The organism is Micromonospora sp. NPDC003816 (assembly GCF_042874705.1).
Taxonomy (GTDB): domain Bacteria; phylum Actinomycetota; class Actinomycetes; order Mycobacteriales; family Micromonosporaceae; genus Micromonospora.
In genome coordinates, this window is the sequence record NZ_JBIANP010000003.1 from 426,154 (window position 1) to 451,746 (window position 25,593).

Genomic DNA, 25,593 nt, shown 5'->3' on the forward strand with positions numbered 1-25,593 from the left:
ATGACCGCCCTCGTGCCGCTGCCGGTGCTGCTGCCGGTGCTGGGCGCGGCACTGACCCTGCTGCTGGCGAAGTGGCCCGTGCCGCAGCGCATCGTCAGCGTGGGTTGCCTGGCCACCACACTCGTGGTGGCGGTGCTGCTGCTGGTGCACGCCTACCGGCACGGTCCGGCGGTGGTGCAGGTCGGCGCCTGGCCGGCACCGGTGGGCATCGTGCTGGTCGCCGACCAGTTGGCGGCGTTGATGCTGGTGGTCTCCTCGGCGGTGACCCTGTGCGTGCTGCTCTACTCGATCGGCCAGGGCCAGGCGGACACCGGCGAGTCCGCGCCGCTGGCCATCTTCCACCCCACCTACCTGGTGCTGACCGCCGGCGTGACGAACGCCTTCCTCGCCGGGGACCTGTTCAACCTCTTCGTCGGATTCGAGATGCTGCTCGCCGCCAGCTTCGTGCTGATCACGCTGAACAGCACGCGGCTGCGCATCCGCACCGGCTCGACGTACGTGGTGGTCAACGTCCTGGCCTCGATGATCTTCCTGATCTCGGTCGGCCTGGTGTACGCGGCGACCGGCACGCTCAACCTGGCCCACCTCGCGGCCCGCTTCGACGGGCTGCCCGAGGGCGTACGGCTGAGCCTGCAACTGATGCTGCTGCTGGCCTTCGGCATCAAGGCGGCGGTCTTCCCGCTCTCGGCCTGGCTGCCGGACAGCTATCCGACCGCCCCGGCCCCGGTCACCGCGGTCTTCGCCGGCCTGCTCACCAAGGTCGGCGTGTACGCGATCATCCGGACCCAGACCCTGCTCTTCCCCGGCGAGCAGGCCGACCGGGTGCTGATGGTGGTGGCCGGGCTGACCATGCTGGTCGGCATCCTCGGCGCGGTGGCCCAGTCGGACCTGAAACGACTGTTCTCGTTCACACTGGTCAGCCACATCGGCTACATGATCTTCGGGGTGGGGCTCAGTACCGTCGCCGGACTGGTCGGGGCCATCTTCTACGTGGTGCACCACATCACCATCCAGACCACCCTGTTCCTGGTCGCCGGCCTGATCGAACAACGCACCGGCAGCACCGACCTGCGTCGGCTCGGCGGCCTGGCCCGGTTGACGCCGCTGCTCGCCGTGCTCTTCTTCGTCTCGGCGATGAACCTCGCCGGCATCCCGCCGTTCTCCGGGTTTCTCGGCAAGCTCGGGCTGCTCCAGGCCGGCGTGGCGGTCGGCGGCGCGCTGCCCTGGACGCTGGTGGCGGTCGGCACGTTGACCAGCCTGCTCACGCTCTACGTGGCCAGCCGGGTGTGGAACCTGGCCTTCTGGCGTACGCCCTGCCAGACCGTCGAACCGACCGCTCCGCTGCCCGCGCTGACCGTCGGCGCCACCATCGCCCTGGTGGCCCTCGGGGTGTCCCTGACCGTGGTGGCGGGTCCACTGTTCGACGTGACCACCGGCGCGGCCGTCGACCTGCGCGAGCGGACCCCGTACATCCACGCCGTCCTGCCGGACGGTCCACCGTGACCGATCTCCACGGCGGGCCGGCCGACGAGCCGGGCCGGGACGTCCGCGGCCGGGCGGGCCGATGGCGGGACCAGGCCATCGCCGTCGGTTGGCTGGTGCTGGTCTGGAACCTGCTCTGGGGCGAGTTCACCTGGGGCAACCTGCTGGGCGGAATCCTGGTCGGCGCGGCGGTGCTGGTGTTCTTCCCGCTCCCGCCGGTGACCTTCGCCGGGCGGCTGCGGCCCCGGGGACTGCTGGTGTTCGGGGTCCGGTTCGTCGTCGAACTGGTCCGGGCCAGCGCGCACGTCGCCCGGATCGCGGTGCAGCCCGGGTACGTGCCCCGCTCGGCCATCGTGGCGGTGCGACTGCGGGTCCGCACCGACCTGAACCTGGCCCTCACCGCCGAGGCGCTCTCGCTGGTGCCGGGGACGTTGATCGTGGACGTGGAGCGGGAGAGCGCGACGCTCTACGTGCACGTGCTGGACGTACGCCGACGCAGCGACCTCATCGACGCCCGCGAGCAGGTACGCGCCGTGGAACGGCGGATCATCGAGGCGGTGGGGTCGACGGCCGAGGTCCGCCGCCTGCGCGCCGACCCGGCCGACAAGGAGTCCCCGTGAACACCGTCCTCATCGTCGTACTGGCGGGTCTTCTGTCGGTGACCGCGCTGCTCGCCCTCGCCCGGCTCTACCGGGGGCCGTCGCTGCTGGACCGGGTGATCGCCGCCGACATGCTGCTGGCCACCATGATCGGCGCGGTCGGTGCGGAGGCGGCGATCAACCGGCACGCCACCACGCTGCCGGTGCTGGTGGCGCTCGGCCTGCTCGGCTTCGTCGGATCGGTGTCGATGGTCCGCTTCGCCGTCCGGGAGAAGCCGTGACGGCCGCCCGGTCGACCGGGTTGTCGGCCGCGAACTGGTGGGACGGGGTGACGTCGGGTGCCGTGGCCGACTGGCTGGACGGGGTGACCCTCGGGACCGTCGCCGACTGGCTGGGCGCGACCAGCCTGATCGCCGGTGCGTTGCTGAGCCTGGCCGCCGCGATCGGGGTGGTGCGCTTCCCGGACGCGCCGACCCGGATGCACGCGGCCACCAAGCCGCAGGTGCTTGGCGTCCTGCTCCTGCTGCTGGGGGTCGGGCTGCGGCTGCGGACCGTCTCCGACATCGGGATGATCGCGCTGGTCGGGGTCTTCCAGTTGGCCACCGCGCCGGTCGCCGCGCAGATGATCGGTCGGGCGGCGTACCGCAGCGGACGACTGGACCGGCAACTGCTGGAGGCCGACGACCTCGCCGACCGGTGACACGCCGGATTTCGGACGGAGCGATCAATCCGGCACCTTGCGTCTTGCCCGCCGGGGCCCGGCCCAGCAACCTCTCGCAATGACGGACATCGATCAAATGGCCGTCCGCCGGCCACCCGTGCACCCACGGTCGGCCGGTGCTCGCCCCCGAACCGGGAGGACCCATGAGACCCCGCACCCTCCGTACCGCCGGGCTAGCCGCGGTCGTCGCCACCGCGACGGTCGCCGCGTCGGCCCTCGCGGGCGCGCCCGTGGCCGGTGCCGCACCCATCGCCGCCGCCGTCACCGCGCCCGACATCTCCCTGACCAACGTCAAGGGGCACCTCAACCAGTTCCAGTCGATCGCTACCGGCAACGGTGGCAACCGGGCACACGGCAGACCCGGCTACCTCGCCTCGGTCAACTACGTCCGGGCACAGCTCGACGCCGTCGGCTACACCACCGCCGTCCAGTCGTTCACCTACAACGGCGCCACCGGCTACAACCTGATCGCCGACTGGCCCGGCGGCGACCCGAACGCGGTCGTGATGACCGGGGCGCACCTGGACAGCACCACCGCGGGGCCCGGCATCAACGACAACGGCTCCGGCTCGGCCGCGATCCTGGAGGTGGCGCTCGCCGTCGCCCGGACCGGGTTCGCACCCGACCGGCACCTGCGGTTCGCCTGGTGGGGCGCGGAGGAGTTGGGGCTGCGTGGCTCGCAGTACTACGTCAACAACCTGCCCACCGCCGAGCGCAGCCGGATCAAGCAGTACCTGAACTTCGACATGGTCGGCTCACCCAACGCCGGCTACTTCGTCTACGACGGGGACAACTCCGACGGGGTGGGTTCCGGGCCCGGCCCGGCCGGCTCCGCCCAGATCGAGCAGACCATCCAGGCGTACTTCACCTCGATCGGCGTACCGACCCGGGGCACCGACTTCGACGGACGAAGCGACTACGGCCCGTTCATCAGCGTGGGCATCCCGGCCGGTGGCACCTTCACCGGCGCCGAGGGCACCAAGTCCAGCGCCCAGGCGTCACTCTGGGGCGGCACCGCCGGGCAGGCGTTCGACCCCTGCTACCACCGGTCCTGCGACACGCTCGCCAACATCAACGACACCGCGCTGGACCGCAACGCCGACGCGATCGCGTACACCGTCTGGACGCTGGCCCAGGTGGCGACCCCACCGCCCGGCACCACGGTCTACAGCGACACCTTCGAGACCGCCACCGGCTGGACCGTCAACCCGGCAGGTACGGACACCGCCACCGCCGGTCGGTGGGAGCGCGCGGACCCCGCCGCCACCAGCAGCTCCGGTGTCGCCACCCAGCTCGGCACCACGGTCAGCGGCAGTTTCGACCTGGTCACCGGACCGCTCGCGGGCAGCAGCGCGGGGGACCACGACCTCGACGGCGGCGTCAGCACCGTCCAGTCCCCGACGATCACCCTGCCGTCCACCGGCACGCTGACGCTCTCGTTCTCCTGGTACCTGGCCCACCTGAACAACTCCAGCAGCGCCGACTACCTGCGGGTACGCGTGGTCGGCAGCAGCACGCTCACCGCGCTCACCGCGACCGGCGCGGCCACCAACCGGGCCGCCTCCTGGCAGAGCGGCGGCGCGGACATCTCGGCCCTACGCGGACAGACCGTCCGGATCGTGATCGACGCCGCCGACGCCAGCACCGCCAGCCTGGTCGAGGCCGCCGTCGACGACGTCCGCATCGTGCAAAACTGACCGCCCGGGTGTAAGGAAGGGCCCCCTGCTAACGCCTCCGGTATAGCAGGGGTCCCCTCCTAACATCCGAACAGCGGCATGCCCGAAGAGCGAGGTCCACCGGGGTCAAGATGGTCGTTCACGACTCGACCCGATGCGCATCCTGTGGCACCTGGACCACCCGCATCCCGCCGACGTCTGCGCCGCCCGCCCGCACCATCGCCGCTGGACCGATCGGCAAGAGCGTGGCAGTGCAGCTCTCCGACACGCCGTGCGCACAACAGCTGCACTGCCACGCACCCCGAGCACCCCACACCCCGCGTCCGCACGCCGCACCCCGAGCACCCCACACCCCGCGTCCGCACGCCGCACCCCGAGCAGGCCCGACGGCGGCGTGCCACGCGGTCGGGACAGTGCCTCCACAGCCCGCGAGCCGGGCGTCCCCGCCGGTAGAATGAGGGGATGATCGACTCTTCTGCCCAGGAGGGCAGCAGTAGCCAGCCGGGTAAGCCCCGGCATCCACACGACCCGACGACCCCGGGAGCCCTGAGCGTCCCGTGTTGATCACCGTCGGTCTCGTACTGATCATCGTTCTGACCATCGCGACGGGCTACTTCGTCGCGCAGGAGTTCGGCTACGTCGCGGTCGACCGGGGCAAGCTCAAGCAGAGTGCCGACGAGGGCGACCAGGCGTCCGTCCGCGCCCTGGAGGTCACCGGTCGGCTGTCGTTCATGCTCTCCGGCGCGCAGCTCGGCATCACCGTCACCACGCTGCTGGTCGGCTACCTCGCCGAGCCCTATCTCGGCGCCGGCCTGGCCGAGCTGCTCGGCGTCTCCGGCGTCTCCACCGCGGTCAGCCTCCCGCTGTCGGTCGCCCTGGCCCTGGTCATCGCGACCGTGGTGCAGATGGTGGTCGGCGAGCTGGCACCCAAGAACCTGGCCATCGCCCGGCCCGAGTCGGTGGCCCGGGCGCTGTCCCGTTCCACCCTGGTCTACCTGGCCGTCGCCGGGCCGCTCATCAAACTGTTCGACCGGGCCGCGGTACGGCTGCTGCGCCGGGTCGGCATCGAACCGATCGAGGAACTGCCCAGCGGTGCCACGCCGGAGGACCTGGAGCAGATCATCGCCGAGTCCCGGCAGGGCGGACATCTCGACGCCGAGATGTCCGAGTTGCTGGACCGGGGGCTCGATTTTCGTCAACTGACCGCCGGCGAGGCCATGGTGCCCCGGGTCGACGTGCACACCGTCCTGGCCCACGAGCCGGTCAGCCGGGTGGTCGAGCTGCTCGACACCGGGCGTTCCCGCTTCCCGGTACGCGGCACCGAGGGCGTCGACGACCTGGTCGGCGTGATCGGCATCGCCGACGTACTCGGGGTGCCTCCGGCTCGGCGTGCCACCACCCCGGTCAGTACGGTCGCCGGCGCACCGCTGCTCGTACCCGAGACGTTGCCGTTGCCCATCGTCCTGGACCGGCTCCGGTCCGGACATCGGCAGCTCGCCTGCGTGGTCGACGAGTACGGCGGCTTCGCGGGCGTCATCACGCTGGAGGACATCGCCGAGGAACTGGTCGGCCCGATCCGCGACGAGGACGACCCGCCGGAGCGGGCCCCGGCCCGCCAGGAGGACGGCTCGTGGGTGGTGCCGGCCCGCTGGCGCATCGACGAGGTCGCCGACAGCACCGGCATCGCGCTGCCCGAGGGCCCCGAGTACGACACCCTCTCCGGACTGGTGATGCGGGAGCTGGGCCGGGTACCCGAGGTCGGTGACCGCCTGGAGATCCGCCTGCCGGCCGACGGCGACCACGGTCCGGGGCCGCGTGCCCTGGTCGAGGTGCTCGCGGTGGACCGGCACGTGGCCGACTCGGTACGGCTCCAGCTCACCGACGGCCCTGCGGAGGTGGGTGCGTGAGTACCGGATTCGCGCTGATCACCTCGGTGGTCCTGCTGGCGCTCAACGGGTTCTTCGTCGCCGCCGAGTTCGCCTTGGTGGCGAGCAAGCGGTACCGCCTGGAGCAGGCGGCGGCGGGCGGCGGGCGGGCGGCGAAGGCCGCTCTCGACGGCGTACGCGAGCTGTCGCTGATGCTGGCCGGCGCGCAGCTCGGCATCACCCTGTGCACGTTGGGCCTCGGTGCGCTGGCCGAGCCGGCGATCGAACGGCTGGTGGGGCCGCTGCTGCACGCCGTCGGCCTGCCGTACGGCGCCAGCCACGTGATCGCGCTGATCTTCGCGCTCAGCCTGGTCACCTTCCTGCACCTGGTGGTCGGTGAGATGGCCCCGAAGTCCTGGGCGATCACCCACCCGGAGCGGTCCGCGCTGCTGCTGGCCCTGCCGTTCCGGGCCTTCGCCCGGGTGTCCCGGCCGGTGCTGTCGGTGCTCAACGCGGTGGCCAACGCGATGCTGCGTCTGTTCAAGGTCAATCCGCAGGACCAGTTGGCCCAGGTGCACGGCCCGGACGAGTTGCGGATGCTGCTGGAGCAGTCGCACGAGCACGGGCTGCTCGGTGCCGCGCAGCACGAGTTGCTGACCAGCATGCTCCAGTTGCAGGCGACCACCGTGGCGCAGGTGATGGAGCCCTTCGACCGGATGGTGACGGTACGCCGGGAGGACCCCGTGGACCGGATCGAGCAGGTCAGCCGGGACAGTGGCCGGTCCCGACTGGCGGTGCTGGACGCCGCCGGTGACGTCTGCGGCCTGGTGCACGTACGGGAGGCGGTGCGCGCGACCGCCGTCCGGCCGGAGGCCCGGGCGGTGGACCTGATGAACGAGGCGATCACCCTGCCGGGCACGGCCAGCGTGACCGAGGCGGTGGCCGTGATGCGGGCCCGCCGCTCGCAGCTCGCGCTGGTCCGCAACGGTGGTGGCCCGGCCCGACCGGTCGGCTTCGTCGCCCTGGAGGACCTGTTGGAGGAGGTCATCGGGGAGTTCGACGACGAGACCGATCCGATCCCGCGTGCGGTACGCCGCCTGAGGTAGGAGCGACACGGATGCGGCTGACGGGGATCTCACCGGAGTCGGGCGGTACGGGCCTGACGGTGCAGACCGCGTTGGCCAATCCGAGCACCCGTCCCGGTCTGCGCCTGCCGGGGCGGGTGAACCTGATCGCCGGTGCGGTCGACGTGCCGGTCCTCCATGTCCGGCTCGGCCTGGTCAGCTCGGTCGAGCCGGACGACCCGGAGGCACCTCGACGGCTGGTGCAGTTCCACCAGGCGCAGGTGGCCGACGCGTTGGTGCTGAGGGCCGGTCGGGCGCGGTCGATCCCGTTCGAGTTCCCGCTGCCGTGGGAGACGCCGGTGACCACGTACGGCGGGGTGCCGCTGCTCAGCCTGCGGATGGGTCTGCGTACCGAGGTGGCGATCGACCCGGCGCTGGACCAGGGCGCCATGGTGCCGCTCTTCGTCCACCCGCTGCCCACCCAGCAGCACGTCCTGGCGGCGCTGGACACGCTCGGGTTCAGCGTGCGCCAGTCGGGGCTGGTCGACGGGCGGCTGCCCGGGGTGGAGCAGGCCCTGCCGCTGCACCAGCGGTGGGGTTTCTGGGTGGGGCCGCTCTATGCCGGGCCGATCACCGAGCTTGAGGTGATCTTCGTGGCCAACTCCGCCGGTCTCGAGGTGATCCTCTGGTGCGACCGCCGGCTGGCACTGGCCGGGATCACCCACACCAGCATCAGCCGGTTCCGGATCTGGCACGTCGGCGCCGATCAGCGCGACTGGATCTCCGTCGTGGACGGCTGGCTGCGCGAGACGATCAACCGGCACGCGGCAGCGGCGGCGCAGGCCGACTGGTCGGCCACCATCAGCGAGTCCGCTCACGTCAGCCGCCCGCCCGACCGGCCGATCGCCCCCGGCTTCGGCCTGGGCGGCACGGCCGGCGGCGGGGGTGTCGGTGGCGGCGGTGGAGGCGACGGCACCTGACACCCGCCGCAGTATCCCGCGCACGTTCCCGTGTTTGCGGCACCTCGCGGCCGTCGGTGTGAGGAGGGGTCCCCTGCTATACCTCAGACGTTAGCAGGGGACCCCTCCTTACAAACAACAACACAACAACACAACAACACACACGAGCCGCAGCCCTGCCCTCAACCCTGCGCGAGCTTGAGACCGAAGCCGAGGAACAGCGCGCCCACGGCGCTGGTCGCCCCGGCCGACAGTCGGCGGCGTTGCCTGAACTGGGCGGCCAGGAACGTGCCCGCGAAAATCAACGCGGTCAGGTAGAGCAGGCTGGTCACCTGTGCGATCAGCCCGAGCAGCAGGAAGGACAGTGCCGGCCAGGCATACGTCGGGTCGACGAACTGGATGAAGAACGAGATGAAGAAGAGGATCGCCTTCGGGTTGAGCAGGCTGATCATCATGGCCTTGCGGAACGGGCTGCGCATCTCCGCCGGCTTCGCGGCGTCGATCAGCCGAGGCGTGTCCGGGTCGTTGCGGTCGCGCCAGCGCCGCCAGGCGCCACGCAGCATGGTCACCCCCACATAGCCCAGGTACGCGGCACCCGCGTACTTGATCACGAGGAAGACCGGCGGGTACGCCTTGAGCAGCGAGGCCACTCCGGCGGCGGAGAGGACCATGAGCACCGCGTCGCCGACGAGCACCCCGCCGGCGGCCCGGTACCCGGTGCCCACCCCGCGCCGGGCGGCGGTGGAGAGGACGAAGAGCGAGTTCGGTCCGGGCAGCATGATGATGGCGACGGTGCCCAGCACGTACGTCCAGATGTCGGTGATCCCCAGCACGCCCGACATCATCCGGCCGCGCCGGCTCCCGAGAGAAGCCTTTCCCGCAGCCTGACCTGTGCGTTCGGCCACTCGTCGGCGGTCATCGAGTACTGCACGGTGTCCCGCCACGAACCGTCCGGCCGCTGCCGGTGTCTGCGCAGCACGCCTTCCCGGGTGGTGCCGAGCCGTGCGATGGCCTGCTGCGAGCGTTCGTTGCGGATGTCGGTGTGCCAGACCACCCGGATCGCGCCGAGGTCGTCGAAGGCGCGGCCGAGCAGCAGCAGCTTGGCCTCGGTGTTGATTCCGGTACGCCACCAGGGTCGCCCGAGGTAGGTGTAGCCGATGGCCAGCGACCGCCGGTCCTCGTCGATCTCGTAGTACGAGGTGGAGCCGACGACGGCCCCGGTCACCGCAGACCGTTGTGCCCAGGCGACCCGCTCGCCACGGTGCTGGGCGGCCAGCGCCGTGGCGATCTCGTCGCGCAGCGCCTCGGGGTCGGCCGGCTGGGGGACGCCCAGGTGCCGCCAGACCTCCGGGTCGGTGGTGGCCGCGTACATCTCGTCGGTGTGCGACAGGTCCAGCGGTTCCAGCCGGACGTGCGTGCCGTGCAGTTCGGTCGCCTGGTGCCACGGTGTGGCGGCCGGTCGCAGGTACGCCGGCACCGGCGCGGTGACCCCGGCGTCGGGTTGCGGCGGCCCGGCGGTCAGCCGCAGCGGCACCACCCCGGCCCAGTGGGGCAGCGCCAGGTCGGCGGGTTCGTCGCGGACGCCGCCGGTGCGCGTGCGGACGGAGACCTCGCGCAGCGGCAGCGCCATCAGGGCGGTCTCGGCCAGTTCCCGTCGGCTCGGCGGGCGGCTCTCCGCCGCACGGCCGGTGCCGATCTTCTCCACCAGGGCGGTGAAGACCTCGGCCCGCAGATCGGTGTCGGTGACCAGGTGGGCGGTGCCGTGCGCGATCACCGAGCGGTAGTTGGCGCTGTGGTGGAACTGCGACCGGGCATACACCAGGCCGTCCAGCAGGGTGACCGCCACGCACACCGGCAGGCCGTCGCCGCGGGCGGCGAGTAGCGGCCGGCTGCCGGTGGAGCCGTGCAGATAGAGGGTGTCGCCGACGCGGACGTGCAGGGTGGGCAGGACGCGGGGCTCACCGTCCACGGTGAAGGCGAGCGCGCAGTGGTACGCCTCGTCGAGCACCGCGTGCGCGGCGTCGCGGTCGTAGCTCATCCGGTCCCGGGAGCGGCTGGCGGTGGTACGGGCGGTCGGCGTGTACATGCTGCCACCTTTGTTCTAGTACAATCTCTTATTTGTGTCAGCACGCTATCAGGTGACCGGTGCGACGGCCGCCGAGATCTCGGCCAGCGTCGAATCGGGCATCCGCCACGCCGCCCTCGTCCCCGGTGATCCGCTACCGCCGGTCCGCACGCTCGCCGTGGAGCTGGCGGTCAGCCCGGCCACCGTCTCCCGCGCCTACGCCGACCTGCGTCGACGCGGCCTGGTCGTCACCGCGGGCCGGCACGGCACCCGGGTACGCCCCCGCCCGCCGGTGGCCGCCCGCCGCGCCGCCCTGCGCCCACCTCCCGGCCCCGGGCTGCGCGATCTCTCCGCCGGGCAGCCCGACACCCGGCTGCTGCCCCCGCTCGGCCCGCACCTGGCCCGGCTGGCCGAATCCGCCGGTACGCCGGTCGGCTACCCCGACGTCGGCGTGCTGCCGGAGGTCGCCGAGGCGGCCCGGGAACGACTGGCCGCCGACGGGATCCCGCCGGCCGAGGTGACTCTCACCGGCGGCGCGCTGGACGGCATCGAGCGCCTGCTCGGCGCGCACCTGCGTCCCGGTGACGCGGTGGCCGTCGAGGACCCGGGCTGGGCCAGCCTGCTCGACCTGATCGCCGCGTTGGGGATGCGGCCGATCGGCGTACCGGTCGACGACGACGGGCCGATGGTCGCCGGGGTGGCCGCCGCGCTGGCCGCCGGAGCACGGGCGCTGGTGGTGACCAGCCGGGCGCAGAACCCCACCGGCGCGGCCGTCTCCGCCGACCGGGCCGCCGCGCTGCGCGCCCTGCTCGCCGAGTACGCCGACCTGCTGCTGATCGAGGACGACCACGCCGCCGAGCTGGCCCGGGTGCCGCTGCACCCGCTGGCCGGCGCGACCGCCAGTTGGGCCTTCCTCCGCTCGGTGAGCAAACCGTTCGGCCCCGACCTGCGGCTGGCCGTGCTGGCCGGGGACGAGACCACGGTGGCCCGGGTGGCCGGACGGGCCCGCGTCGGCGCCGGTTGGGTCTCCACCGTGCTGCAACGCCTGGTGCTCTCGCTCTGGCACGACCCGGCGGTGACCGCCTCGGTCGCGCGGGCCGCCGACAGCTACGAACGGCGGCGCGACGGGTTGATCGCCGCCCTGGCCGTCCGTGGCCTGCCCGCCCACGGACGCAGCGGCATCAACGTGTGGCTGCCGGTGGCCGACGAGACCCTCGCCGCGACCGTGCTGCGGGACGCCGGCTGGCTGGCCGCCCCGGGCGCGCTCTACCGCATCGCCGGTCCGCCCGCGTTGCGGATCACCGTCAGCGCGCTGGACGAGGAGGACCTACCGGCGCTGGCCGACGCGCTGGCCCGGGCGGCACGCCCTGCCGTACCCGCCGGGTTCAGTGCCTGACCGATCTGCCCGTGACCTGCCCGTACGGCCGAACTGCCGGCCTTGTTCGCGTGGCCCGCGCCACACCGGGTAGAACAGTCGCCATGGCCGACACCGACACCGCACCGGGCGCCCAACGGTTCATCCCGCCGCGCGCCGACACGCTCGACGACCTGCGCGCCGCCGCTGCCGGCTGCCGGGGCTGCGAGCTGTACCGCGACGCCTCGCAGACCGTCTTCGGTCGGGGCGACGCCGGAGCCCGGGTGGTCTTCGTCGGCGAGCAGCCCGGCGACCTGGAGGACCAGAAGGGACTACCCTTCGTCGGCCCGGCGGGTCGGCTGCTCCGCAGGGCGGTCGACGACGCGGGGCTGGACCCTCGGCAGATCTATCTCACCAACGCGGTGAAGCACTTCCGCTTCGAGCTGCGCGGCAGGCGGCGCATCCACCAGACGCCGGACCGGGTGCACATCACCGCCTGCCGGCCCTGGCTGGTCGCCGAGTTCGCCCGCCTGCACCCGGAGATCGTGGTGGTGCTCGGGGCGACCGCCGCGAAGGCGCTGCTCGGCCCGACGTTCCGGGTCACCCGCCAGCGTGGCGAACTGCTGCCCTGGCCGGCCGCCGCGCAGCATCCCGAGGACTTCCAGCGGGTCCCGGTGGACAGCGCCGGGCACACCGCCGACGCCCCCGCCGCCCGGCTGCTGGCCACCATCCACCCGTCGGCGGTGCTGCGCGCCGACAACCAGGACGTCGCCTACGACGGCCTCGTCGCCGACCTGAAGGTGGCGGCCCGCGCACTCACCCGGTGACCGTCCGGCGGTGCCACACTTGCCGCCATGCGCCCGCATCTGCACGAACGCGACCGCGACGAGTCCCCGGTGACCTCACCGGCGCCCGTCGACGTCGCGTCGCTCCAGCGGCGTACCCTGCGCCTGCTCTGCGGTACCCAGGTGCTCGGCGGGATCGGGGTGACCATCGGCTTCGCCGTCGGGGCGCTGCTCGTCGCCGAGCTCGCCGGCACCGCCGCGGCCGGTCTGGCGCAGAGCGCCGCCGTGGTCGGCGGTGCGCTGCTGGCCGTACCGATCACCCGGATCATCACCGGGCACGGTCGCCGGCCGGGCCTGGCCGTCGCGTACTGCGTCGGCGCGCTGGGCGGGACGCTGATCGTGGTGGCCGCGGCGACCGGGTGGATCCCGCTGCTCTTCCTCGGCATGTTGCTGTTCGGCGGCGGGTCCGCGGCCAACCTCCAGGCCCGCTACGCCGCCGTCGACCTGGCCGCGCCGGCCCGCCGCGCCCGGCACCTGTCGCTGGTCGTCTGGGCCACCACCGTCGGCGCGGTGGCCGCCCCGAACTTCGCCGCGCTGGCCGACCGCGTCACCGGTGGGTGGGGGCTGCCGGCGCTGTCCGGACCGTTCGCGTTCAGCGCCGTCGCGTTCGTGCTCGCCGCCGGCGTACTCCTGGTGCGGTTGCGGCCCGACCCGCTGCTGACCGCACGCCGTCTCGCGGCGGCGGTCCCCGACGGTCCCGGTGGGGATGTCGCCGTGTCGGCCGGCGAGCGGTCGACACCCGCGCCGCCGCCCTCCGGCGACCCGGTGACGGCCGAGCCCGTGCCGGTGCCGGTGCCGTCGGCCCGGCGCGGTGCGGGGATGCGTGCCGCCTGGTCGGTGGTACGCGCCCGCCCGGCCGCCCGACTCGGCGTGGCCGCCGTGGCCGTCGGCCACCTGGTGATGGTGGCCGTGATGGCGATGACCCCGGTGCACCTGCGCGAGTTCCACCCGGTGGACGAGGTGCTGCCGGTGGTGGGGCTGGTGCTGAGCCTGCACATCGCCGGCATGTACGCGCTCGCCCCGGTGGTCGGCTGGCTCGCCGACCGGCTCGGCCGTCGCGCGGTGATCCTCGGCGGGGTCGGCACGCTGCTGGCCGCCTGCGCGGTCGCCGGCACTGCCGGCCACCACACCCCCCGGCTGGTCGTCGGGCTGGTGCTGCTCGGGCTCGGCTGGTCGGCGACCATGGTGGCCGGCTCCACGCTGCTGTCGGAGTCCGTGCCGGACGCGGTACGCCCCAGCGCCCAGGGCCTGTCCGACCTGCTCATGGGGCTGGCCGGTGCGCTGGCCGGCGCGATCAGCGGGTTTGTCGTGCAGGTGTCGGGATATCCCGTGCTGACCCTGCTGGCGGCGGTCGCGGTCGCCCCCCTGCTGGCGCTAGCGTTGCGGCCGGTGCCGGTGGGCGCACCGGACGAGGAGGACTGATCGACGTGCGGCTGACCGACTTCTGGACGCGGCTGGAGGAGGCGTTCGGCCCCGGGTACGCGGCCAGCATCGCCCGTGACCAGGTGCTGGCGCAGCTCGACGGGCGGACCATCGAGCAGGCGCTCGCGGCCGGTGCCCAGACGCACGTGGTGTGGCGTGCGGTGGTCGCCGCCTATCCCGACCGGGTGCCCGCCCGACTACGCTGAGCAGCCGATTCGTTACTTCCGCGTGTCCCTTGCCGACTCGTACACCTGTTCGGCTATTGTCCACAGCGGGGTGCTCGTCCACAGATCACGGCCCGTCGGCTGGTTTTCTGTCGGACCCAGCGCCTAGCGTGTCCCGCGTGACGCGAAGCTCAGGAAAGACGCCGGCGAAGGCAGGGGTGGCAACGATGGCGGCAGGGCCGGACCGGGAGAAGGCGCTCGACCTTGCTCTCGCTCAGATCGATAAACAGTTCGGCAAGGGCTCGGTGATGCGGCTCGGGGAGCGGCCGATCATCCAGACCGCGGTGATCACCACCGGCTCCATCGCCCTCGACGTCGCGCTCGGCGTGGGCGGCCTGCCCCGGGGCCGGGTCGTCGAGGTCTACGGCCCGGAGAGCAGCGGTAAGACCACGGTCGCCCTGCACGCGGTGGCCAACGCCCAGCGGGCCGGCGGCATCGCCGCGTTCATCGACGCCGAGCACGCGCTCGACCCGGAGTACGCCAAGGCCCTCGGCGTCGACACCGACGCTCTGCTGGTCTCCCAGCCGGACACCGGCGAGCAGGCGCTGGAGATCGTGGACATGCTGGTCCGCTCCGGCGCCATCGACATCATCGTGATCGACTCGGTCGCCGCGCTGGTGCCGCGCGCCGAGATCGAGGGCGAGATGGGCGACAGCCACGTGGGTCTGCAGGCCCGGCTGATGAGCCAGGCGCTGCGGAAGATCACCGGTGTGCTCAACAACACCGGCACCACCGCGATCTTCATCAACCAGCTCCGCGAGAAGATCGGCGTCATGTTCGGGTGCATGTCGTACTCGACCCGGGTCACCCTGGCCGACGGCACCCAGGAGAAGATCGGCAAGATCGTCAACCAGCGGATGGACGTCGAGGTCCTCTCCTACGACCCGGAGACCGACCGGGTCGAGCCGAAGCGGATCGTCAACTGGTTCAACAACGGTCCGGCCGAGCAGTTCCTCCAGTTCACCGTCGCCAAGTCCGGCGGCAACGGGCGGGCGCAGTTCGCCGCCACCGCCAACCACCTGATCCGCACTCCCGGCGGCTGGCGCGAGGCGGGCGAGGTGATCGCCGGTGACCGGGTGATGCTGGCCGAGGCGCGGCGCCTCAGCGAGCAGCAGTGGCAGGTGGTGCTCGGGTCGCTGATGGGCGACGGCGCACTCTCGCCGAACCGCCGGGACCGTTCCGGCGTCCGTTTCCGCCTCGGTCATGGCGTGCAGCAGGTCGACTACCTGGACTGGAAGGTCTCGCTGCTCGGCAACATCGGGCACTCCCGGCACACCGACTCCCGAGGCGCGGCCTTCGTCGACTTCACTCCGCTGCCGGAGCTGGACGAGCTGCGGCAGGCCGTCTACCTGGGTGACGGTAAGAAGCACCTGAGCTGGGACTATCTCAAGGCGCTGACCCCGCTCGCCCTCGCGGTGTGGTACATGGACGATGGCTGCTTCACGGTCCGGTCCACGGGCGTGCAGGAGCGCACGGCGGGAGGGTCCGGCCGGATCGAGATCTGCGTCGAGGCGATGGCGGAGGGCAGCCGCGACCGGCTGGTCGAGCACCTGCGGGACGCGTACGGCATGGATGTGAAGCTGGTCTCCCGTGGGGCGCGGCAGACGGCGTCGATCATCTTCACCACGGAGTCGTCGGCGAGGTTCCAGGAGTTGGTCGCTCCGTACGTGCCGGTGGCGATGGAGTCGAAGCTGCTGCCGCGGTTCCGTGGCCGGTACGCCGTCGAGCCGCAGTTCGTTCCGGAGGAGCTCACTCCGGTTCCTGCCCGGGTCATCGACGTGCGGGTCAAGCCGAAGACCCGCTCCATGAACCGGTTCGACATCGAGGTGGAGGGCAACCACAACTACTTCGTCGACGGGGTCATGGTGCACAACAGCCCCGAGACGACGACGGGTGGTCGGGCGCTGAAGTTCTACGCCTCGGTCCGGCTCGACGTGCGCCGCATCGAGAGCCTCAAGGACGGCACCGACGTGGTCGGTAACCGCACCCGGGTCAAGGTCGTGAAGAACAAGGTGGCCGCGCCGTTCAAGCAGGCCGAGTTCGACATCATGTACGGCAAGGGCATCTCCCGTGAGGGTTCGCTGATCGACGTCGGCGTCGAGCAGGCGATCATCCGCAAGTCCGGCGCCTGGTACACGTACGACGGTGACCAGCTCGGCCAGGGCAAGGAGAAGGCCCGCGAGTTCCTCCGGGAGAACCCGGACGTGGCCGCCGAGATCGAGAAGAAGATCCTGGAGAAGCTCGGCGTCGGGGCCGGTGCGGGTGATGCCGCCGGTGGCCCGGAGCTGCCGCCGGTCGACTTCTGATCTGACTCATGGCTGGACGACGTGCGCGCACGGGGCGGGGCTGGGATGCCAGTCCGCCCCGTGCGGCCGATGGCACCCCTCGCCCCCGTCGAGGTCGCCGCGCCGCCGGTGACGAGTTCGACCCGGCCGCCGGTCCGCCCGACGACGAGACGGGCCCCGGTGCGTCGGCGGTCGAGGAAACGGCGGGCGGTCGACGGACGAACCCGCCCCGGGACGAGGCCGAGATGGCCCGGGAGATCTGCCTGCGGCAGCTGGCGGTGCGTCCGCGCACCCGTGCCGAGTTGGCCGCCGCGCTGGCCCGACGGGGCATCTCCGAGGAGACCGCCGTCGGAGTCCTCGACCGGTACGACGAGGTCGGCATCATCGACGACGCCGCGTTCGCCCGGGCCTGGGTGAGCAGCCGGCACGCCGGCCGTGGGCTGGCCCGCCGGGCGCTCGCCAACGAGCTGCGCCGGCACGGCGTGGACGGTGAGACCGCCAGTGAGGCGCTCGGTGAGTTGGACGAGACCACCGAGGCGGAGACCGCGCGGGCCCTGGTGGAGCGCAAGCTGCGGACGGCCCGAGGTGAGCCGGACGCGGTGTTCCGGCGACTGGTCGGCATGCTGGCCCGCAAGGGGTACCCCCCGGGCGTGGCGATCCGGGCGGTGAAGGACGCCCTGGCGGCGCAGAGCGCCGAGGCGGCCGAGTTCGCCGAGCGACTCGACGCGGACGCCTTGATCGACGCCGAGGGGGACGCTGCGGGCGGTCCGGGCGGTCCGGGCGACTGACCGGAGGTTCGCTCGGACATCGGTGGCGTTTGTCCGCTCACGTCCGACTCTTCAGTGGCTCAGGGTGACTGGGTGACTTCTCTCCGTCCGGGTGGTTTGATCATGACTTCTTGACCGGAGGGCGTTGGAGTCCTAGCCTCGCCATAAAGGCTCACATTGCCCGACCGGCGCAGGCTAAGCGCACAACATAGATCTCGTAACAGAACAGCATCACTTTGGCCGGTTTCGCCGGCTGCATACGTCGACCGGACAGGCCGGTCCGGATCGGCGTGACAACTGCACCCGGCCCGCCGACGGTCCCCGTGACCTCGTCGGCGGAGGAAGCCATCCCACGGCCAGGCGCTCCGGTCGGGCGTCCAGAGCCGTAGGAGCGTGTCCACCGGCATGCTGCTGCGGCGCGACGTTCAGGGGAGGCGCGCCATGTCGAGGCGGTACGGGTCCATCGGGTGGCCGGCATGAGCGGGGGAGCGGGCGCACCCGCCGAGGCGGGGGCCACCGACGACGGTGAGCAGAGTCCGGGGTCGCCGGGGAAGCCGACGCCCCGCGTCGCGGCGACCGGTGACGCAGCCCGGGGGGCCGCCGGATGAGGGGCCTGGACGTGGTGCTCCTGGTCGCCGTCCTGTTGCTGACCGTGGTCGTGCTCGGTGCGGCCTTCCTCGGGTTGCGGGTGCTGCGCGGCATGCAGTCACGCCCCGCGCCGGAGGATCCCGCCTACATCGCGGAGAAGGACCGTCGGGAGCAGTCGCTGGCGGCGTTGCGGACCGCCGCCGACGAGGTGAACAGCACCATCGACGTGGCCAAGTCGGCGGCGTCCGCCGCGCGCGCCGAGGCGGCGGGGGCCAAGGCGGAGGCGAAGTCGGCCCGAGCGGAGGCCCGCCGGGTGCTCGACGACGCCCGCGCCGAGGCGGACGCCGTACTGGAACGGGCGCACAAGCAGGCCGAGGCGGACGCCGAACAGTTGCGGACGGCGGCCCGGCGCAGCGGTGAGCGGGAGGTGGCGGTGCTCGCCGCGACCACCCGGGAACAGGCCGCCGAGGTCGAGCGGCGGGCGACCCGGATGGACGAGCGGGAGCGGCTGCACACCGAGGAGGTGGAGCGGCTCGCCGAGCGGGAGCGCCAGCTCACCGCCGCGAATGCGGCGTTGGCGGCTCGTGAGGCGGCGCTGGCGGTCCGGGAGACGGAGTTGACCGAGGCGGAGAACCAGCGGCGTCGGGAGCTGGAACGGGTGGCCGGACTGACCGCCGACGCGGCCCGGACCGAGCTGGTCGAGGCGATCGAGACCCAGGCCAAGCGGGAGGCCGCGCTGCTGGTGCGGGACATCGAGTCCGACGCCCGGTCGACGGCCGAGCAGCGGGCCCGGCACATCGTGGTCGACGCGATCCAGCGGGTGGCCAGCGAACAGACCGCGGAGAGCGTGGTCAGTGTGCTGCACCTGCCGGGCGACGAGATGAAGGGCCGGATCATCGGCCGGGAGGGCCGTAACATCCGGGCCTTCGAGTCGGTCACCGGCGTCAACCTGATCATCGACGACACCCCCGAGGCGGTGCTGCTCTCCTGCTTCGACCCGGTACGCCGGGAGGTGGGCCGGTTGACCCTGGAGAAGTTGGTGCTCGACGGCCGGATCCACCCGCACCGGATCGAGGAGGTGCACGACCTGGCCCGCCAGGAGGTGGACCAGCTCTGCCGGCGGGCCGCCGAGGACGCCCTCGTGGAGGTCGGGATCACCGAGATCCACGACGAGCTGATCACCCTGCTCGGGCGGCTGCGCTACCGCACCTCGTACGGGCAGAACGTGCTCAAGCACCTGGTGGAGACCGCGCACATCGCCGGGGTGATGGCCGCCGAGCTGCGCCTGGACGTGCCGTTGATCAAGCGCTCGGCGTTCCTGCACGACATCGGCAAGGCGCTCACCCACGAGGTGGAGGGCAGCCACGCCATCATCGGTGCCGACGTGGCCCGCAAGTACGGCGAGAGCGAGGACGTGGTGCACGCCATCGAGGCGCACCACAACGAGGTGCCGCCGCAGACCGTCGAGGCCGTGCTCACCCAGGCCTCCGACGCCTGTTCCGGCGGACGGCCGGGGGCACGGCGGGAGAGCCTTGAGGCGTACGTGAAGCGGCTGGAGCGGATCGAGGAGATCGCGGCCGGCAAGCAGGGTGTGGAGAAGGTCTTCGCCATGCAGGCGGGCCGGGAGATCCGGGTGATGGTCAAGCCCGACGACGTCGACGACATCGGCGCGGCGGTGCTGGCCCGCGACGTGGCCAAGCAGGTCGAGGAAGAGTTGACCTACCCGGGGCAGATCCGGGTGACGGTGGTACGCGAGTCCCGGGTCACCGAGATCGCCCGCTGACGCCGATGGCCGGTCGGTGGCTTCTCGCCTCCGACCGGCCATCCGGTTGGGGTGGTGCTCCTGATCGGGGTCAGGTGGCCGTGCCGGCGACCGCCACGTCCTGGCCGAGGCCCGGCTCTGCCCGGCTCGGGGTCGCGTCGTCCTTCGGCGTGTTCTTGATCGTCCGACGGCCCTGGGCGAGGCGGCGCTGGGCGTACTCGGCGAGCTTCGACAGCAGGTAGTTGACGGCGATGTAGATGACGCCGACGACGAAGTACACCTGGATCGGGTTGTCCAGCACCTGGATGACGAAGCTGCTCTTCCGGAGCACCTCCTCGTAGCTGATGATGAAGCCCAGCGAGGTGTCCTTGAAGACCACGACGAGCTGGCTGATCAGCGCCGGGAGCATGATCCGGAACGCCTGCGGCAGCAGGATCATCCGGGTCGCCTGGAACGAGGTCAGACCGATCGCGTCGGCCGCCTCGCGCTGGCCGCCGGGCAGGCCCTCCATGCCGGAGCGGAGGATCTCACCGATGACCACACCGTTGTAGATGGTCAGGCCGATCACCAGATACCACAGGATGCTGCCCAGGTCCACGCCGAGAACCGGCAGGCCGCTGGCGCAGAAGAAGATCGTAATGACGACCGGCAGTCCCCGGAACACCTCGACGAAGAACTTGGTCACGCCGTTGAGCACCCAGCTCAGCCCGCGTACGGCCAGGGCCACCGGCGGCGCCAGGGTGGTGAAGCGACGGCGCATCAGCGCCTTGAGCTGCACCCGCAGGATGGCGAGCAGGGTGCCGAAGATCAGCGAGCTGACGATGGCCAGCGCGGCGGCGATCAGCGTGGCCTGGAAGCCCTGGCCGAGCTGGGTCCACACCTGGCCGAAGACCTCGTTGCTCGGGTCGATCAGCGGTCCCCACTTCTCCATCGCGAACTGCTCACGCTCGTCGAGCGGCTTGTACACGAGGAAGTAGGCACCGGCGACGGCCGCGACGGCGGCGAGCACGCTGGAGATGATGGTGACCCGACGGGCGCGCGGACCGGGGGCGTCGTAGAGGACCGACATCGTCTGGTTGCTCATCGGGCCACCGCCTGCCGGCGCTCGATCCGGTCCAGCATCAGGCCGAGGGGGACCGTGAGGATCAGGTAGCCCAGGCTGATGCCGATGAAGACGGGGATGATCGGCAGGCCACCCACACTGGTGAGTGCCTGGCCACTGGCGGAGAGGTCTCCGGCGACGCCGAAGAAGCCGGCCAGCGCCGAGTTCTTGATCATGGCGATCAGCACGCTGCCGAGCGGCACGATCGCTCCTTTCCATGCCTGGGGCAGGACGACGAAGCGCAGGTTCTGCGTGAAGGTGAGCCCGATGGCCCGAGCCGCCTCGGCCTGGCCGCTCGACACACCGTTCACACCGCTGCGGACCGCCTCGGCCACGAAGGCGGCCGTGTAGACGCTCAGCGCGATGAACGCGAACCGGAAGTAGGGGAGATCGGTGCCCATGCGCTGGAAGATCGCGTCCAGCCCCGGGATCCGGAGGAAGTCGGCGTTGGACCCGAGTGCCGGGAGACCGAACGCCGCGAAGAACATGACAATCGTGAGTGGACAGTTGCGCAGCACCGTGACATACGTTCCGCCGAGCCACCGCAGTGGCGGCACCGGCGAGATCCGCATGACGGCCACGAGAACGCCGAGGATCAACGCCCCCGTGGCCGACAGGATGCAGAGCTGAAGAGTGACAAAGAATCCACTGCGAAAGACGTCGAAATTGTCGACGAGGACGTTCACGAAATCACCCTTCAGCTAAGGGATCAGTAGCGGTCGACGGTCGGGATCTTCGGGTCGGTCGAGTCGACCTTGCCCGCGGTGTTCTTCCAGGCCTCCAGGTAACGGCCGTCGGTGAAGGACGCCTCGAGGGTGTCGTTCAGGAAGGTGCGGAAGTCGTTGTCGCCCTTCTTGAGGCCGATGCCGTACGGCTCCTCGGTGAAGGTCTCACCGGCGAGCTTGAACTGGCCCTCGTTCTGCGACATGTAGCCGGTCAGGATCACGTTGTCCGTGGTGATCGCGTCCACCTGGCCGCCCTTGAGGGCGTCGAGGCACTTGGTGTACACGTCGAAGACGACGAGCTGCTCGGCGACGTTGCTCAGGTACGGCTCGATGTTCTTGGCCGGGGTCGAACCCTGCACCGAGCAGATCTTCTTGGTGGTCGTCTTGAACGAGTCGGGGCCGGTGATCTCGTTCTCGTCGGCCCGGACCAGGATCGTCTGGCCGGCGATGTAGTACGGCCCGGCGAAGTCGATCCGCTCCTTGCGGGTGTCGTTGATCGTGTAGGTCGCGATGACCAGGTCGACCGCCGACTCCTCGATCCGCTGCTCGCGGACGGCGGACGGGGTCTCGACCCACTCGATCTTGCTCGCCGGGATGCCCAGCTCGGCGGCGATGACCTTGCCGACCTCGACGTCGAAGCCCTGCGGGTCGCCGTCGAGGCCCTTGAGGCCGAACAGCGGCTGGTCGAACTTGGTGCCGATCTTGATGGACTGGGCCTTGTTGAGGCGCTCCATCGTGCTGCCGGCGGCGAAGTCCTTGGTCTCGCCGGTGGCGGCGTCGTCGGCGTCGTCCCCGCCGCAGGCGGTCATGCCGAGGGCGAGGGTGGCTGCCGCGGCAACGGCCGCTATGCGCTTAATACGCATTTTTCATCTCCTTCTGCGACAAAGCTCCGCCGCCGGGGGGACGGCGTGCTCGTATTCGGTCGGACTAGTGAGTGAGGATCTTGGAGAGGAAGTCCTTGGCCCGGTCGGTCTTCGGGCTGGCGAAGAACTCGTTCGGGGTGGACTCCTCGACCAGCTTGCCGTCGGCCATGAAGATGACCCGGTTGGCGGCGTGCCGGGCGAAGCCCATCTCGTGGGTCACCACGACCATGGTCATGCCGTCACGGGCCAGCGAGGTCATCACCTCCAGCACCTCGCCGACCATCTCCGGGTCGAGTGCGCTGGTGGGCTCGTCGAAGAGCATCGCCTTGGGCTGCATGGCCAACGCCCGAGCGATCGCGACGCGCTGCTGCTGACCGCCGGAGAGCTGGGCCGGGTACTTGTCGGCCTGGTTGGCGATGCCCACCCGGTCGAGCAGGGCCAGACCCCGCTCGCGGGCCGCCGCCGGCTTCTCCTTGCGCACCTTGACCGGGCCAAGGGTGACGTTCTCGAGGATCGTCTTGTGCGCGAAGAGGTTGAAGGACTGGAACACCATCCCGACCTCGCTGCGCAGCTTCGCCAGGGCCTTGCCCTCGGCCGGCAGCGTCTGGCCGTCGAACGTGATGGTGCCGGAGTTGATCGGCTCAAGTCGGTTGATCGTGCGGCACAGGGTCGACTTGCCGGAGCCGGACGGGCCGATGACCACGACCACCTCACCCCGGTTCACCGACACCGAGACGTCGTCCAGTACATGCAACGGCCCGAACCACTTGTTGACCGAGTCCAGCACGATGAGCGGTTCGCCCGTCGTCACGTCGTCCACCGTCCCCCTCATTGCTTTGAGGGCCGGATGACCCTCGGTTAGCGGCCACTGTAGGCGGGGCGACATGTCGGTAGACAACTCAGTTGGTCACGGAGCGGTAACACCGACCCGGATCCTGACCTGAAGTCCGAAATTGCCGGTGAGCGCTGGTGCTCACACCGAGTGACGGAGATCATGGGGCTATGACCGAGGCAGTGCGGCTGACGCGGTACGCCCGTGGCGGCGGATGTGCGTGCAAGATCCCACCCGGCGAGCTGGAGGCGATGGTGGCCGGGCTCGGTCCCGCCGCCGGCGCGGCCGACCTGCTGGTCGGGCTCGATCACGGCGACGACGCGGCGGTGGTCCGGCTGGACGAGCGGACCGGCGTGGTGACCACCGCCGACTTCTTCACCCCGGTGGTCGACGACGCGTACGACTGGGGCCGGATCGCCGCCGCCAACGCACTCTCCGACGTGTACGCGATGGGCGGCACCCCGTTGGTGGCGCTCAACCTGCTCTGCTGGCCCCGTGACGTACTGCCACTGGAACTGGCCCGCGAGGTACTGCGCGGTGGCCGGGACGTGGCCCAGGAGGCCGGCTGCCACCTGGCCGGCGGGCACAGCGTGGACGACGACGGTCCCAAGTACGGGCTGGCCGTCACCGGCCTGGTCCGGCCGGAGGAACTGATCACCCTCGACGGCGGGCGGGCCGGACTACCGCTCTCGCTCACCAAACCGCTCGGTGTCGGCGTGCTCAACACCCGGCACAAGAACACCGGGGAGAACTTCCCCGAGGCGGTCGCCGCGATGACCACGCTCAACCGGGACGCGGCCCGGGCGGCGGTCGCGGCCGGCGTGCGCTGCGGCACCGACGTGACCGGATTCGGTCTGCTCGGCCACGCGTCGAAACTGGCCCGGGCCAGCGAACTCACCGTGGTGATCGACACTGCCCGGGTGCCCTGTCTGGCCGGCGCCTCGGAAGCGGTGCGGGACGGGTATGTCAGCGGCGGCTCCCGCCGCAACCTCGAATGGGTGACCCCGTGGACCGACTTCGGCGCCGTCGGTGAGGCCGAGCGACTGCTGCTGGCCGACGCGCAGACCTCGGGCGGTCTGCTGGTGGCCGGCGAGGTGCCGGGCGCCCCGGTGATCGGCGAGCTGAGGCCGCGCAGCGAACACCGGATCGTCCTGCGCTGACGGTCGCCCTGCGCTGACGGTCGCCCTGCGCTGACGGTCGCCCTGCGCTGACGGTCGTCCTGCGCTGGTCTCGGGCCGAGCCCTGGATCGGCCCGCACCGGACGCCGGATGGCGCTGCGCCGACCCGGCGAGCCGTTGCGTGGGAGCGCGGACCATACCCGATAAACTGTCACCTTCCCGCTACGTCGAGCGATGTGACGTCGGGAAATTTTGCCCAGAATGGTCACAGACCGGTAACTTGCCCCCGGCTTGGGGCAAATGCCCCCCACCATCGTCAGTAAGGCCCGATCCGGAGGCCGGTGGAACGAGCACAGCGAGGAGGCGGCATGACCGAGCTGTGGAACTGGAGAATCGACCAGGTACGACCGGTGGAGGTCTACCCGGCACTGGCCGAGGCGCTCGGTCGGGTGGTCATGCCCCTGGCCGTGGCCGACCCGACCCGGTTGCCAACGTACGCGGTGATCTGCGACGTGTGGCAGGCGCCGGGGGAGTTCGCCACGATCGTGGACAGTTACGGCGTACCCGACGGGTTGCCCGAGCTGCCCAGCGTCGCGGCGCTGGCCCGGCTGCTCGACCGCAACTGCCTGCTGCGCGACGACACGCTCGACGAGACCCGGCACCTGCTGGTCGCACCCGACGGGAGCATCCGTCCGGTGCACTTCGACGTGCGGGAGACCGACGACGGTGAGGTGCTCAGCGAGCGCCGCCTATGCACCGAGGCCGACTCGCGCTGTCGGGGCTGGTCCCGGTGCCACCGCTCGCGGTGGACCCCGGACTCGGTGAACCCCGCCCTCGCCGCCGCCTGAGGTGTAAGGAAGGGCCCCTTCTTAACGCCTCGTGCAGAGCACGGGCCCCTTCTTAACGGCGCGAGCCGCCAAGACGAGGGTTGCTGTTAACAAGGGTCCCTTCCTCTACCGCAGGCGTTAACAAGGTGCCCTTCCTTGCACTGAGACGGCACCGGGGGTGCGCGTCAGCTCGGTCGGGCGCCGCGGACCACGAGTTCGTCGAGCAGCGTGCGGGTGGCAGCGGCGACCGCGGCCACCGCGGCGTCGAACGCGGCGGCGTTGTGCGCCGCCGGCGCGCGGAATCCGGAGATCTTCCGGACGTACTGCAACGCCGCGGCCTCCACGTCCGCGTCGGTCACCTGTGGGGTGTACGGCTCACGCAGGGTCTTGATGCTTCGGCACACGGCTCCTCCTCGTTCCGCCCCGTTCCACGGGTCCGGCTACGCTT

At 71.3% G+C, this 25,593-nt stretch carries 24 protein-coding genes and 2 pseudogenes; 19 read left to right on the plus strand and 7 right to left on the minus strand.

Going from position 1 to position 25,593, the window contains the following annotated elements; genetic code table 11:
- The 8 genes from ACFYTT_RS12830 (at window position 1) to ACFYTT_RS12865 (ending at window position 8,387) form a co-directional block, all read left to right on the plus strand.
- Window positions 1-1,503 carry a Na+/H+ antiporter subunit D gene (locus ACFYTT_RS12830; RefSeq protein WP_131053513.1) on the plus strand — a complete coding sequence of 501 codons (1,503 nt, stop codon included), beginning with the start codon at window positions 1-3 and terminating at the stop codon, window positions 1,501-1,503.
- Window positions 1,500-2,102: a Na+/H+ antiporter subunit E gene (locus tag ACFYTT_RS12835; protein ID WP_387259018.1), complete on the plus strand. Its 603-nt coding sequence runs from the start codon at window positions 1,500-1,502 to the stop codon at window positions 2,100-2,102. The genes ACFYTT_RS12830 and ACFYTT_RS12835 overlap by 4 nt, the downstream gene beginning before the upstream one ends.
- Window positions 2,099-2,362: a monovalent cation/H+ antiporter complex subunit F gene (locus ACFYTT_RS12840; RefSeq protein ID WP_131053511.1), complete on the plus strand. Its 264-nt coding sequence runs from the start codon at window positions 2,099-2,101 to the stop codon at window positions 2,360-2,362. The genes ACFYTT_RS12835 and ACFYTT_RS12840 overlap by 4 nt, the downstream gene beginning before the upstream one ends.
- Before the next feature lie 83 nt (window positions 2,363-2,445).
- Window positions 2,446-2,781 carry a monovalent cation/H(+) antiporter subunit G gene (mnhG, locus tag ACFYTT_RS12845; RefSeq protein WP_131053518.1) on the plus strand — a complete coding sequence of 112 codons (336 nt, stop codon included), beginning with the start codon at window positions 2,446-2,448 and terminating at the stop codon, window positions 2,779-2,781.
- 164 nt (window positions 2,782-2,945) lie between these two features.
- Complete coding sequence (locus ACFYTT_RS12850; RefSeq protein WP_387259022.1) at window positions 2,946-4,499, plus strand: M28 family metallopeptidase; 1,554 nt, start codon at window positions 2,946-2,948, stop codon at window positions 4,497-4,499.
- 536 nt (window positions 4,500-5,035) lie between these two features.
- The gene (locus tag ACFYTT_RS12855) at window positions 5,036-6,385 is read left to right on the plus strand and encodes a hemolysin family protein (RefSeq protein WP_131053509.1); all 1,350 of its coding nucleotides are present in this window, start codon (window positions 5,036-5,038) and stop codon (window positions 6,383-6,385) included.
- On the plus strand, window positions 6,382-7,449 hold the full coding sequence (locus tag ACFYTT_RS12860) for a hemolysin family protein (protein ID WP_131053508.1): 1,068 nt from the start codon (window positions 6,382-6,384) through the stop codon (window positions 7,447-7,449). Before ACFYTT_RS12855 ends, ACFYTT_RS12860 begins: the two co-directional genes overlap by 4 nt.
- An 11-nt stretch (window positions 7,450-7,460) precedes the next feature.
- Window positions 7,461-8,387, plus strand: a complete 927-nt coding sequence (locus ACFYTT_RS12865) for a sporulation protein (protein ID WP_387259026.1) — start codon at window positions 7,461-7,463, stop codon at window positions 8,385-8,387.
- A 161-nt stretch (window positions 8,388-8,548) separates the two neighbouring features.
- Here the strand turns inward: ACFYTT_RS12865 and leuE are convergent, their stop codons facing one another.
- Together leuE and ACFYTT_RS12875 are read right to left on the minus strand one after the other, a co-directional pair.
- Entirely contained in the window at window positions 8,549-9,211 is a 663-nt protein-coding gene (leuE, locus tag ACFYTT_RS12870) for a leucine efflux protein LeuE (RefSeq protein WP_176093034.1), read from the minus strand.
- The gene (locus tag ACFYTT_RS12875; RefSeq protein WP_387259029.1) at window positions 9,208-10,452 is read right to left on the minus strand and encodes a bifunctional pyridoxamine 5'-phosphate oxidase family protein/GNAT family N-acetyltransferase; all 1,245 of its coding nucleotides are present in this window, start codon (window positions 10,450-10,452) and stop codon (window positions 9,208-9,210) included. Before ACFYTT_RS12875 ends, leuE begins: the two co-directional genes overlap by 4 nt.
- Window positions 10,453-10,486: 34 nt before the next feature.
- Between ACFYTT_RS12875 and ACFYTT_RS12880 the strand changes: the two genes are divergently transcribed.
- The 9 genes and pseudogenes from ACFYTT_RS12880 (at window position 10,487) to rny (ending at window position 19,699) form a co-directional block, all read left to right on the plus strand.
- A complete protein-coding gene (locus tag ACFYTT_RS12880) occupies window positions 10,487-11,827 on the plus strand; it encodes an aminotransferase class I/II-fold pyridoxal phosphate-dependent enzyme (RefSeq protein WP_387259032.1) in 1,341 nt (446 codons plus the stop codon).
- 83 nt (window positions 11,828-11,910) lie between these two features.
- Window positions 11,911-12,612 carry a UdgX family uracil-DNA binding protein gene (locus tag ACFYTT_RS12885; protein ID WP_131057821.1) on the plus strand — a complete coding sequence of 234 codons (702 nt, stop codon included), beginning with the start codon at window positions 11,911-11,913 and terminating at the stop codon, window positions 12,610-12,612.
- Between the two features lie 27 nt (window positions 12,613-12,639).
- Window positions 12,640-14,052 carry an MFS transporter gene (locus ACFYTT_RS12890; RefSeq protein ID WP_387259036.1) on the plus strand — a complete coding sequence of 471 codons (1,413 nt, stop codon included), beginning with the start codon at window positions 12,640-12,642 and terminating at the stop codon, window positions 14,050-14,052.
- 5 nt (window positions 14,053-14,057) lie between these two features.
- A complete protein-coding gene (locus tag ACFYTT_RS12895; RefSeq protein ID WP_131053787.1) occupies window positions 14,058-14,258 on the plus strand; it encodes a DUF3046 domain-containing protein in 201 nt (66 codons plus the stop codon).
- 185 nt (window positions 14,259-14,443) lie between these two features.
- Window positions 14,444-15,295 (plus strand): annotated as a pseudogene (gene recA / locus ACFYTT_RS12900) (recombinase RecA); the annotation flags it as partial.
- 39 nt (window positions 15,296-15,334) lie between these two features.
- A pseudogene (locus ACFYTT_RS12905) lies at window positions 15,335-15,910 on the plus strand (LAGLIDADG endonuclease); the annotation flags it as partial.
- Window positions 15,911-16,081: 171 nt separating this feature from the next.
- Entirely contained in the window at window positions 16,082-16,582 is a 501-nt protein-coding gene (locus tag ACFYTT_RS12910; protein ID WP_350694093.1) for a hypothetical protein, read from the plus strand.
- An 8-nt stretch (window positions 16,583-16,590) separates the two neighbouring features.
- Window positions 16,591-17,349, plus strand: coding sequence for a regulatory protein RecX (locus ACFYTT_RS12915; protein WP_131053785.1), 759 nt, complete (start codon window positions 16,591-16,593; stop codon window positions 17,347-17,349).
- 583 nt (window positions 17,350-17,932) lie between these two features.
- Entirely contained in the window at window positions 17,933-19,699 is a 1,767-nt protein-coding gene (gene rny, locus ACFYTT_RS12920) for a ribonuclease Y (RefSeq protein ID WP_131053784.1), read from the plus strand.
- Between the two features lie 70 nt (window positions 19,700-19,769).
- Here rny and ACFYTT_RS12925 read toward each other — a convergent pair whose 3' ends face one another.
- The 4 genes from ACFYTT_RS12925 to ACFYTT_RS12940 form a co-directional block, all read right to left on the minus strand.
- Window positions 19,770-20,762 (minus strand): amino acid ABC transporter permease, encoded by a 993-nt coding sequence (locus tag ACFYTT_RS12925; RefSeq protein ID WP_387259040.1) that lies wholly within the window; start codon window positions 20,760-20,762, stop codon window positions 19,770-19,772.
- Window positions 20,759-21,466, minus strand: coding sequence for an amino acid ABC transporter permease (locus tag ACFYTT_RS12930; RefSeq protein ID WP_131053782.1), 708 nt, complete (start codon window positions 21,464-21,466; stop codon window positions 20,759-20,761). The genes ACFYTT_RS12925 and ACFYTT_RS12930 overlap by 4 nt, the downstream gene beginning before the upstream one ends.
- Before the next feature lie 23 nt (window positions 21,467-21,489).
- Entirely contained in the window at window positions 21,490-22,368 is an 879-nt protein-coding gene (locus ACFYTT_RS12935) for a glutamate ABC transporter substrate-binding protein (RefSeq protein WP_131053781.1), read from the minus strand.
- Between the two features lie 64 nt (window positions 22,369-22,432).
- Window positions 22,433-23,200 carry an amino acid ABC transporter ATP-binding protein gene (locus tag ACFYTT_RS12940; RefSeq protein WP_162854365.1) on the minus strand — a complete coding sequence of 256 codons (768 nt, stop codon included), beginning with the start codon at window positions 23,198-23,200 and terminating at the stop codon, window positions 22,433-22,435.
- Between the two features lie 170 nt (window positions 23,201-23,370).
- Here ACFYTT_RS12940 and selD point away from each other — a divergent pair, with 170 nt between their 5' ends.
- A complete protein-coding gene (gene selD, locus ACFYTT_RS12945; protein WP_387259045.1) occupies window positions 23,371-24,360 on the plus strand; it encodes a selenide, water dikinase SelD in 990 nt (329 codons plus the stop codon).
- Window positions 24,361-24,686: 326 nt separating this feature from the next.
- On the plus strand, window positions 24,687-25,166 hold the full coding sequence (locus ACFYTT_RS12950; protein ID WP_131053778.1) for a hypothetical protein: 480 nt from the start codon (window positions 24,687-24,689) through the stop codon (window positions 25,164-25,166).
- 164 nt (window positions 25,167-25,330) lie between these two features.
- Here ACFYTT_RS12950 and ACFYTT_RS12955 read toward each other — a convergent pair whose 3' ends face one another.
- Window positions 25,331-25,549: a DUF2277 family protein gene (locus tag ACFYTT_RS12955; RefSeq protein ID WP_117226614.1), complete on the minus strand. Its 219-nt coding sequence runs from the start codon at window positions 25,547-25,549 to the stop codon at window positions 25,331-25,333.
- Window positions 25,550-25,593 lie beyond the last annotated feature (44 nt).

What these genes read in the sequence shown, in the direction of transcription:
- ACFYTT_RS12915 (WP_131053785.1), top strand. Translation starts at nt 16,591, where the DNA reads ATGGCTGGACGACGTGCGCGCACGGGGCGGGGCTGGGATGCCAGTCCG.
- ACFYTT_RS12865 (WP_387259026.1), top strand. Translation starts at nt 7,461, where the DNA reads ATGCGGCTGACGGGGATCTCACCGGAGTCGGGCGGTACGGGCCTGACG.
- selD (WP_387259045.1), top strand. Translation starts at nt 23,371, where the DNA reads ATGACCGAGGCAGTGCGGCTGACGCGGTACGCCCGTGGCGGCGGATGT.
- ACFYTT_RS12950 (WP_131053778.1), top strand. Translation starts at nt 24,687, where the DNA reads ATGACCGAGCTGTGGAACTGGAGAATCGACCAGGTACGACCGGTGGAG.
- rny (WP_131053784.1), top strand. Translation starts at nt 17,933, where the DNA reads ATGAGGGGCCTGGACGTGGTGCTCCTGGTCGCCGTCCTGTTGCTGACC.
- ACFYTT_RS12830 (WP_131053513.1), top strand. Translation starts at nt 1, where the DNA reads ATGACCGCCCTCGTGCCGCTGCCGGTGCTGCTGCCGGTGCTGGGCGCG.
- ACFYTT_RS12910 (WP_350694093.1), top strand. Translation starts at nt 16,082, where the DNA reads ATGAACCGGTTCGACATCGAGGTGGAGGGCAACCACAACTACTTCGTC.
- leuE (WP_176093034.1), bottom strand. Translation starts at nt 9,211, where the DNA reads ATGATGTCGGGCGTGCTGGGGATCACCGACATCTGGACGTACGTGCTG.
- ACFYTT_RS12850 (WP_387259022.1), top strand. Translation starts at nt 2,946, where the DNA reads ATGAGACCCCGCACCCTCCGTACCGCCGGGCTAGCCGCGGTCGTCGCC.
- ACFYTT_RS12935 (WP_131053781.1), bottom strand. Translation starts at nt 22,368, where the DNA reads ATGCGTATTAAGCGCATAGCGGCCGTTGCCGCGGCAGCCACCCTCGCC.
- ACFYTT_RS12875 (WP_387259029.1), bottom strand. Translation starts at nt 10,452, where the DNA reads ATGTACACGCCGACCGCCCGTACCACCGCCAGCCGCTCCCGGGACCGG.
- ACFYTT_RS12925 (WP_387259040.1), bottom strand. Translation starts at nt 20,762, where the DNA reads ATGAGCAACCAGACGATGTCGGTCCTCTACGACGCCCCCGGTCCGCGC.
- ACFYTT_RS12885 (WP_131057821.1), top strand. Translation starts at nt 11,911, where the DNA reads ATGGCCGACACCGACACCGCACCGGGCGCCCAACGGTTCATCCCGCCG.
- ACFYTT_RS12890 (WP_387259036.1), top strand. Translation starts at nt 12,640, where the DNA reads ATGCGCCCGCATCTGCACGAACGCGACCGCGACGAGTCCCCGGTGACC.
- ACFYTT_RS12940 (WP_162854365.1), bottom strand. Translation starts at nt 23,200, where the DNA reads ATGAGGGGGACGGTGGACGACGTGACGACGGGCGAACCGCTCATCGTG.